The organism is Sandarakinorhabdus sp. (genome assembly GCF_032115815.1).
Classification (GTDB): Bacteria; Pseudomonadota; Alphaproteobacteria; order Sphingomonadales; family Sphingomonadaceae; genus Sandarakinorhabdus.
The window spans coordinates 1-8493 of the sequence record NZ_JAUMBI010000233.1 but is presented as its reverse complement, the minus strand read 5'-3'; the positions used below and the strand labels follow the sequence as shown (position 1 = coordinate 8493).

The 8493-nt window shown below is 63.8% G+C and carries 8 protein-coding genes; 4 read left to right on the top strand and 4 right to left on the bottom strand.

Annotation, left to right across the window (positions count from 1 at the left end):
• Nucleotides 1–7: 7 nt before the first annotated feature.
• Entirely contained in the window at nt 8–436 is a 429-nt protein-coding gene (locus RT662_RS13360) for a 7-cyano-7-deazaguanine synthase (protein ID WP_409530173.1), read from the top strand.
• Nucleotides 433–1065, top strand: coding sequence for a 7-carboxy-7-deazaguanine synthase (gene queE, locus RT662_RS13355; protein ID WP_313671190.1), 633 nt, complete (start codon nt 433–435; stop codon nt 1063–1065). Before RT662_RS13360 ends, queE begins: the two co-directional genes overlap by 4 nt.
• 4 nt (nt 1066–1069) lie before the next feature.
• Here queE and RT662_RS13350 read toward each other — a convergent pair whose 3' ends face one another.
• Together RT662_RS13350 and queF are read right to left on the bottom strand one after the other, a co-directional pair.
• Nucleotides 1070–2791, bottom strand: a complete 1722-nt coding sequence (locus RT662_RS13350; protein ID WP_313671189.1) for a DUF885 family protein — start codon at nt 2789–2791, stop codon at nt 1070–1072.
• Between the two features lie 20 nt (nt 2792–2811).
• Nucleotides 2812–3258: a preQ(1) synthase gene (queF, locus tag RT662_RS13345; protein WP_313671188.1), complete on the bottom strand. Its 447-nt coding sequence runs from the start codon at nt 3256–3258 to the stop codon at nt 2812–2814.
• Nucleotides 3259–3382: 124 nt separating this feature from the next.
• Between queF and sseA the strand changes: the two genes are divergently transcribed.
• Both sseA and metC read left to right on the top strand, forming a co-directional pair.
• A complete protein-coding gene (sseA, locus tag RT662_RS13340) occupies nt 3383–4222 on the top strand; it encodes a 3-mercaptopyruvate sulfurtransferase (protein WP_313671187.1) in 840 nt (279 codons plus the stop codon).
• Nucleotides 4219–5421, top strand: coding sequence for a cystathionine beta-lyase (gene metC, locus RT662_RS13335; RefSeq protein ID WP_409530172.1), 1203 nt, complete (start codon nt 4219–4221; stop codon nt 5419–5421). The genes sseA and metC overlap by 4 nt, the downstream gene beginning before the upstream one ends.
• On the opposite strand, the gene prfB is transcribed toward metC, so the two are convergent.
• Nucleotides 5418–6546 (bottom strand): peptide chain release factor 2 gene (gene prfB, locus RT662_RS13330; RefSeq protein WP_313671186.1). Its coding sequence is split into 2 segments (ribosomal slippage): nt 5418–6476 and nt 6478–6546, totalling 1128 coding nucleotides; the frame shifts between segments, so codons are not numbered across the junction. The two genes, metC and prfB, sit on opposite strands and share 4 nt — an antisense overlap.
• Before the next feature lie 67 nt (nt 6547–6613).
• The coding region (locus RT662_RS13325) for a penicillin-binding transpeptidase domain-containing protein (RefSeq protein WP_313671185.1) at nt 6614–8493 on the bottom strand (1880 nt) is incomplete at its 5' end.

Genomic DNA, 8493 nt, shown 5'->3' with positions numbered 1-8493 from the left:
TATCGACGTGCCGAAAGGCGGCGTCGAGCCCGGTATCCCGGTCACCTATGTGCCGGCGCGCAACACCATATTCCTGTCGGTCGCGCTGGGCTGGGCGGAAGCGGCCGGCGCGCGTGATCTGTTCATCGGCGTCAATGCGCTCGATTTCAGCGGCTATCCCGATTGCCGGCCGGAATTCATCGCCGCCTTCGAAGCCATGGCCAACACCGCCACCAAGGCCGGGGTGGAGGGCGAAGCCTTCAAGGTCCACACGCCCCTGATGCAACTGGACAAGGCTGGCATCATTGCCGCCGGCCAAGCGGTTGGCGCGCCGCTGCACCTGACCTGGTCTTGCTATGACCCCACCCCGGCCGGCACGCCGTGCGGCCTGTGCGACTCTTGCCGCCTGCGCGCCAAGGGGTTTGCCGAGGCGGGCGTTCCCGATCCAGCGCTGTGAGCTACGCCGTCAAGGAACTGTTCCTCACCCTGCAGGGCGAAGGCGCGCAGACCGGCCGGCGGGCGGTATTCCTGCGCTTTGCCGGCTGCAATCTGTGGACCGGGCGCGAGGCTGATCGAGCCAAGGCCGTGTGTACTTTCTGCGATACGGATTTCGTTGGCACCGATGGGCCGGGCGGCGGCAAGTTTGCCGATGCAGGAGCGCTGGCCAATGCCGTGGCCGCCTGCTGGGGCGAGACTGCCGAACACCGCCTTGTTGTCTGCACCGGTGGCGAGCCGCTGCTGCAACTCGATGCGCCGCTGGTGGGCGCGCTGCATGAACGCGGCTTCGAGATCGCGATCGAAACCAACGGCACGCAGGTGCCGCCACCTGGCATCGACTGGATCTGCGTGTCCCCCAAGGCCGATGCGCCGCTGATTCTCACGGCAGGCAACGAACTGAAACTGGTTTACCCGCAGCCCAAGGCCATGCCGGAACGTTTCGAGAAGCTCGATTTCCAGCATTTCTTCCTGCAGCCCATGGACGGCCCGGCGCAGGCCGAGAATATCCAGGCCGTCATCGCTTACTGCCTCGCCCACCCGCGCTGGCGGCTGAGCCTGCAGACCCACAAACTGACGGGGATTCCCTGACGCTTCAGCGCGCCACCGCCGGTCGCACCTTCTCCCGCGCCATCCATGCCCGCATTTCGGCTTCCATCACCGGCAGCGGCACCGATCCCAAGCCGAGCAGCGTGTCGTGGAAGCGGCGCAGGTCAAAGCCGGCACCCAGCGTCGTCTCGGCTTCGGCGCGCAGCTTGCGGATGCTCATCTCGCCAAGCTTGTAGGCCAGCGCCTGCCCTGGCCAGCTGATGTAACGATCGACCTCGATCTCGATGTCGTGGCGGGCCAGCGCGGTATGCTCTTCCAGATAGGCGATGGCCTGATCACGGCTCCAGCCCATCAGGTGTAGGCCGGTATCGACAACGAGCCGGCTGGCGCGCCAGTTTTCGAAACTGGCGCGACCGAATTCCTCATAGGCATTGCGATACATGCCAAGCTCACGGCCGAGATATTCGGTGTAGAGGCCCCAGCCCTCGCCATAGCCGGAGAAATAGGTCTGGCGGCGGAAGGGCGGCGCTGCGGGTGCCTCCAGCGCCATGGCGCCCTGATGGCTGTGGCCGGGCACGCATTCGTGCAGGGTGAGCGCGGTGAGCATGAACAGCGGCCGCGATTTCAGATCATAGGTGTTCATGTAGCAGGCATCGAGCCCGCCGCGACCAGAGGTGTAGGTGGGCGCAATCGCATCCGCCACCGGCCGCAGCGTGAAGCGGTGGCGCGGCAGCGTGGTGAAAATGTCCTTCAGTTTCCCATCCATGCGCTTGATCACATAGGAGGAGAAGCCGAGCAGCTCATCCGGCGTGCGCGCATAAAATTGCGGATCTGTGCGAAGAAAGACAAGGAAATCCTTGTATTCGCCTTTGAAACCCGATTGCGCCATGGCGGCGCGCAGATCGGCATCAATGCGCGCCACTTCCTTGAGACCGATCTGGTGGATGCTTTCGGGGCTGAGATCGGTGGTGGTGAATTCCTTCACCTGATCGCGATACCAGGCCACGCCATCGGGCAGATCGCGCGCGCCCGTGCTGGCGCGCAGGCCCGGCAGATATTCGGTACGCAGAAAGCCGAGCATCCGCGTCTGCGCCGGATTGACGATCGTATCGATGACGTCGCGGGCCTCGGCGCGCAGTTGGTCCTGCTCGAACGCGGGGATTGACGTCGGCATCACCGTGAACGGGGTGTAGAAGGGGCTGTCCTTGCCCGGCTTGATCTGGTTCGCCAGCGTGGCGTCGCGACCCTTCATCGTGACCGCCGGCGGGGTGAAGCCGCGCTTCATACCGGCACGCATGTTGGCCTGATTCTCATCAAACCAGCGCGGAACGTCGCGCATCCGGCTGATATAGTTGCGATATTCCTGAACTGTGCGAAAGGGTACCTGAGCCGGCAGATAGTTCCACACGTTGACATCACTGTTGATCGCCATCTCGTAGGTGCGCCATTTGATGCCCACCACTTCAGCACGCAGCGATTCCGCCAGCACCGCCTTGTTGAGTCGTTCGGTCGGCGACAGTTCGGCATCAGGAATGGCCGCGATCTGATCGAGCACCTGCTGCCATTTCCGTTGGCGCTCCGTCTGGCAGGCAGGAGTCACGCACGGCAATCGCGGGCCGGGCTTGGTGTCCAAACCGTCCTCAATCTGACCGGTCTGCGTCAGGCGCCACTGCCATTCCGCATCATAAACAGCCTTCAGTCGCTGATCAGCGGTTTGGGCCTGGGCAGCGCCTGCAAGCAGCAACGCCGCAACAACCGTGCGAATCATGTCATTCCTCCCAAGAAATCTCAGCCGCGACCGCGATAGGTCGGCACACCCTGATCGGGCAGCCACAGGCCTTCAGGCACCGGGCCGGACTGCCAGAACACGTCGATCGGGATGCCGCCGCGCGGATACCAATAACCGCCGATGCGCAGCCATTTGGGCTTCATCTCGGCCACCAAGCGCTGGCCGATGCCCACGGTCACATCTTCGTGAAAGCCGGCATGATTGCGAAAAGCACCGAGGAAAAGCTTCAAAGCTTTTGATTCAACTATGTTTTCGTCCGGGACGTATTCTATCACGATATGGGCGAAATCGGGTGCGCCGGTCACCGGGCACAGCGAAGTGAATTCCGGGCAGGTGAAGCGCACCAGATAGATCGCACCTGGCCGCGGGTTTGGCGGATAATCCAGCACCGCCGCTTCCGGATTGGCCGGCAGGGCGCTGCTCTGGCCCAAATGCAACACGTCCACCACTTAATCTCTCCATGTTGTAACAAAGCGCGTATCATGGCCGACTATGGGGGTGACATGCGCTGCCTGCGCAATTATGTCACGCCCCATAACGCCCGAGATTATGACGCGTGGGGAGTGCCGCATGAACCTTCTGGTGTCCACTGACTGGCTTGCCGCAGAGATGGGCAAATCGGATCTGCGTATCATTGATGCCAGCCTGTTCCTGCCCGCCATGGGCCGCAATGCCCGCGCCGAATTCGAATCCGCACACATCCCCGGCGCCGTGTTCTTCGATATCGAGGAAGTGTCGGACACATCGAGCCTGCTGCCTACCATGCTGCCGCCGGCCGAGAAATTCGCTTCGCGCTGCCAGGCACTGGGCCTGGGCGATGGCAGCCGCATCGTCGTTTACGACAACAGCCCGTTGAAATCGGCGGCGCGCGTGTGGTGGATGCTCAACCTGTTTGGCGCGCACGAAGTGGCAATCCTCGATGGCGGCTTTGCCAAGTGGCAGGCCGAGGGCCGTCAGGTCGAAAGCGGCAAGCCCATCGTCCGCCACCGCCATTTCACCGTGTGGGCCGACAAGGCGCTGGTGCGCGACGCCGCCCAGATGACCGAAAATCTGCGTACCAAGGCCGAACAGGTGGTGGATGCGCGCGGTGCTGGCCGCTTTACCGGTGCCGAGCCTGATCCGCGCCCCGGCGTGCGCCCCGGCCATATCCCCGGTTCGAAGAACATCCCCTATTCGGCGCTGTTCAACGAAGATGGCACCTACAAGCCGGCGGCCGAGATCAGGGCGCTGTTTGATGCCGCCGGGCTGGATCTGGATAAACCGCTGGTCGCCACCTGCGGTTCCGGCATCACCGCGCCGGTCGTGGCCTTTGGCGCTGCGCTGGCAGGCAAGCCCAATGTCGCCATCTATGATGGCAGCTGGAGCGAATGGGGCGCCAATCCGCATAATCCGGTCGTGACGGGCGCGTGACCGCCCGCCGGCCGCCGCGGCCTGACCTGTCGGCGTTGCGTACGGGCACCAGGCTCGCCCAGGCCGGCCGCGATCATGCCGTCGACATGGTCAATCCGCCCGTGGCGCGGGCATCGACCATCCTCTTTGATAATCTGGCCGACCTTGATCGTGCGCTGAAGGATCCCGATGCCGGGCTCTATTACGGCCGCCGGGGTACCCAGACCCATTGGGCGCTTGAAGACGCGCTGAGCCAGCTGGAGCCCGGCGCGGCCGGCACCAAGCTGTTCCCCTCAGGTGTAGCCGCAATCACAACAAGCCTGATGGCCTGCCTGAAGGCCGGTGACGAGCTGCTGGTGACCGACAGTGCCTATGAGCCGAGCCGGACATTCGCCGATGCACTGCTGGGGCCACTGGGCATTACCACACGTTATTATGATCCGCGCTGCGGGGCTGGCATCGCTGATGTGATTTCTGAAGAGACGAAGGCCATCCTTCTGGAATCACCAGGTTCCTTGTCATTCGAGATCCAGGATGTACCGGCCATCACCGCTGTCGCCCGGACGCGCGGAATCACCACGTTGATTGACAATACCTGGGCGACACCGCTGCGCCTGCAACCGCTGGCCCTTGGCGTGGACATCAGCATTCAGGCGCTGACAAAATATGTCGGCGGCCACAGCGATGTGATGATGGGCAGCGCGACGGCCACCCCGTCGCTGTGGCCCCACCTGAAGGCGGCTGCCTATCGGCTCGGCCATTTCGTTTCGGCCGACGATTGCGCGCTGGTGCTGCGCGGCCTGCGCACGCTGGAACTGCGGCTGGATCGCCACGAACAATCAGCCCTGAAGATCGCGCGTTGGCTGGAGACGCACCCGGCGGTGGAAAGGGTATGGCACCCGGCCCTGCCGTCGCATCCCGATCATGCCCTTTTCAAGCGTGATTTCAGAGGCTCAACCGGGCTTTTTGCCATGGTGTTGAAACGGGGCGGCCGGCCGCACACTGCGGCGCTGATCGACGGCCTCCAGCATTTCGGCATCGGCTTTTCGTGGGGCGGCTATGAATCGTTGGTGCTGCCTGTTGAGCTCGACCGCATCCGCACTGCGACCCAAACTCCCCTGCCCGGCCCGATCGTGCGGCTTTCAATCGGGTTGGAAGATGCGGACGATCTGATCGCTGATCTCGATGCCGGCCTGGCACGCTATCAGGCGCAGTTTTAGTCCACATCCTCCACATCCACGGCTTCACCGGTCATCCGCTGTGACAGCGCCGCCGCCATGAACGGATCGACATCGCCATCCAGCACGTCGCTTGGGCTGGTGGAGGTGACGCCGGTGCGCAGGTCCTTCACCAACTGATAGGGCTGCAGCACGTAGGAACGGATCTGGTGGCCCCAGCCGATGTCGGACTTGCCGGCTTCGGTCTTGGCGATTTCGGCCTCGCGGATGGCAAGTTCACGTTCATACAGCCGCGCCTTCAGCATCTTCATCGCGGTGGCGCGGTTCTTGTGCTGGCTGCGCTCGTTCTGGCAGGCGACGATCACGCCGGTGGGCACGTGCGTGATACGCACGGCGGAATCGGTGGTGTTCACGTGCTGACCGCCGGCACCAGAGGCGCGGTAGGTATCGATCTTGAGATCGGATTCCTTGATATCGATGTCGATTTCATCGTCCACCTGCGGATACACCCACACGCTGGCAAAGCTGGTGTGCCGCCGCGCCGCGCTGTCGTAAGGGCTGATACGCACCAAGCGGTGGACGCCGCTTTCGGTCTTGGCCCAGCCATAGGCCTGGGCGCCCTTCACCAGCAGGGTGGCGTTCTTGATGCCAGCGGTTTCGCCCGAGTTGAAGTCCATCAACTCAACCTTGTAGCCGTGTTTTTCGGCCCAGCGCTGATACATGCGCAGCAGCATCGAGGCCCAATCCTGGCTTTCGGTGCCGCCAGCGCCGCTGTTGATTTCGATATAGGTATCGTTGTTGTCGGCCTCACCCGACAGCAAGGCGGCCACCTTGTCAGTCTCCGCCTTGGCAGCCAGCGCCTGCAAGGCGGCCACGCCGTCATCGGCCAGCGCCTCGTCACCTTCCATTTCGGCGAGTTCGATCAACTCGCGCGTGTCGGCCAGATCACGCTCGATGGTGCGCGTGGCGGTGATGGCTTCATCCAGCCGGCGGCGCTCGGTCATCAGCGCCTGGGCGGCCTTGGGATTGTCCCACAGCTTCGGGTCTTCAACCCGCGCGTTCAGTTCATCGAGACGGCGAAGGGCGCGATCCCAGTCAAAGAGACCTCCTCAGCAGGTCCAGCGCCTGCTTGATCTGGAGGGTGGCATTTTCGGCTTCGGCTCTCATCACATGTTCCAGTGAAACAATGAAGCGGCGGGATAGAGGCACAAGCGCGCCTGCGCAAGATGGCGTGTCAGTAGATACCGCCTTCGGATTCCAGGAATTCGGCATCCGAACGGATCGGGCCTTGTGTGCGGCGGTCGAACAGATCGGCCGCGCGGTTGATGCGGCGCGGCTCACTGTCGGGCTTGAACGCCTCCCAGATCACGACAGGTTTGTAGCCGGGATCGGGCCACACGCCAAACACGCGCTTGCCCGAACGCCGATCGATGCGGACCATGCGCACGCCGGGTGGGATAGCGAATGGCAATGTGGGCCAATCCTTCAGGGCCACCTGCCCCCATTGCCGCCAAATCGGCGCCGCCGTGGTGCCGCCCTGGGCATAATTGCCCAAGCTTCGCGGCTGGTCGTAACCAAGATAAAGGCCGGCCACGATTTCCTGGGTGCCGCCCACGAACCACACATCGTTGGGGCCGTTGGTGGTGCCGGTCTTTCCGGCGAGCGGCCGGTTCAGCGGCAGCAGTGCCGTGCCGGTGCCGCGCTGGATGACACCCTCCATCACGTGCAGGATCTGATAGGCGGTGCGCGCATCCATCACCTGTTCGATGCGGCCCTGCGGGCGCGGCATCGGCCCGCCGTTCCAATCAGGCGCGTTGCAGCCGGGGCAGCCGCGGTTATCGCGCCGCCAGATCACCTTGCCGGAACGATCCTGCACATAATCGATCAGGCCGGGTTCCAGCTTGCGGCCCTGGTTGAAGATCTGGGCATAAGCGTTGGTGAGCTTCATCACCGTGGTTTCACCCGCCCCCAGCGCAATCGACAGCACCGGCTGATACTCACCGACGCCCAGCGCCATGGCCTGCGTCACGATGCGATCCATGCCGGTGGCGTCCGCGATGCGCACCGTCATCAGATTGCGCGACTGTTCGAGGCCCCAGCGCAGCGTCTGCGGGCCGGCCGAGCGCATATTGTTGAAATTCTTGAAGCATTTCGTGCCCAGCAGTTTCGTCTGGAACACGCAATAGCTGCCATCGACCACGATGCTGGCGGGCGTGAAGCCATTGTCCATCGCGGTGGCATAGACGATCGGTTTGAACGTCGATCCGGGCTGGCGATTGGCCTGGGTGGCGCGGTTGAAGGCCTGGGCGCGGGCATCGAAGCCGCCCACCATGGCCCGCACGCGGCCCGTCGCAACTTCCTCTGCCACGAACCCGCCCGAAATCTCCGGCGGCTGCCGCAGCGCCCAGCCGGCGGGCGTGCGGGCAACAGCGATCACATCGCCGGGGCGCAGCACCTGCGCGGCCGATCGGTTGGAGCCGCGATAGGGCCGCGCGGCATTGCGGCCCGGCAGCGTATCATTGCTGCCATCGGTGAACCCGATGTTGCTGTCGTTGCCTTGCTTGGCCAGCACCACCGCCTTGGCCCATTGGCGATAGCCCAGCGCCACCGGTGTGCCGGAAAGGCGGCCGGGCCAGCCATCACCCATCTCGATCCGCGCTACCGGCCCGCGCCATGGGCGGCCGGCTTCATAGCGGGTCATGCCGTCGCGCATCGCCTGTTCGGCGGCGGCCTGCATTAGCGGATCGAGCGAAGTGCGAATCCAGAGCCCGCCGCCATAGACGCTGTTGGGGCCGTTTTCCTGTGCCTCGCCAAATTGCGCGATCAGGGTGCGGCGCACATCCTCGATGAAATAATCGTCGCGTGGGCGCGGCAGGGAGCGATTGGGAATGGCATCCAGCGGGCTGGCGGTGGCGGAGGCGCGTTCGCCTTCAGTGATGAATTCATTGGCCGCCATCTGGCGCAGCACATAATCGCGCCGGCCCAGCGCGCGTTCACGGCGACGAATGGGATCATAGGTGGAAGGCGCCTTGGGCAATATGGCCATGAACGCCATCTGCGCCAGATCAAGCTGATCGACCGATTTGCCGAAATAGGCCTGAGCTGCGGCTTCCA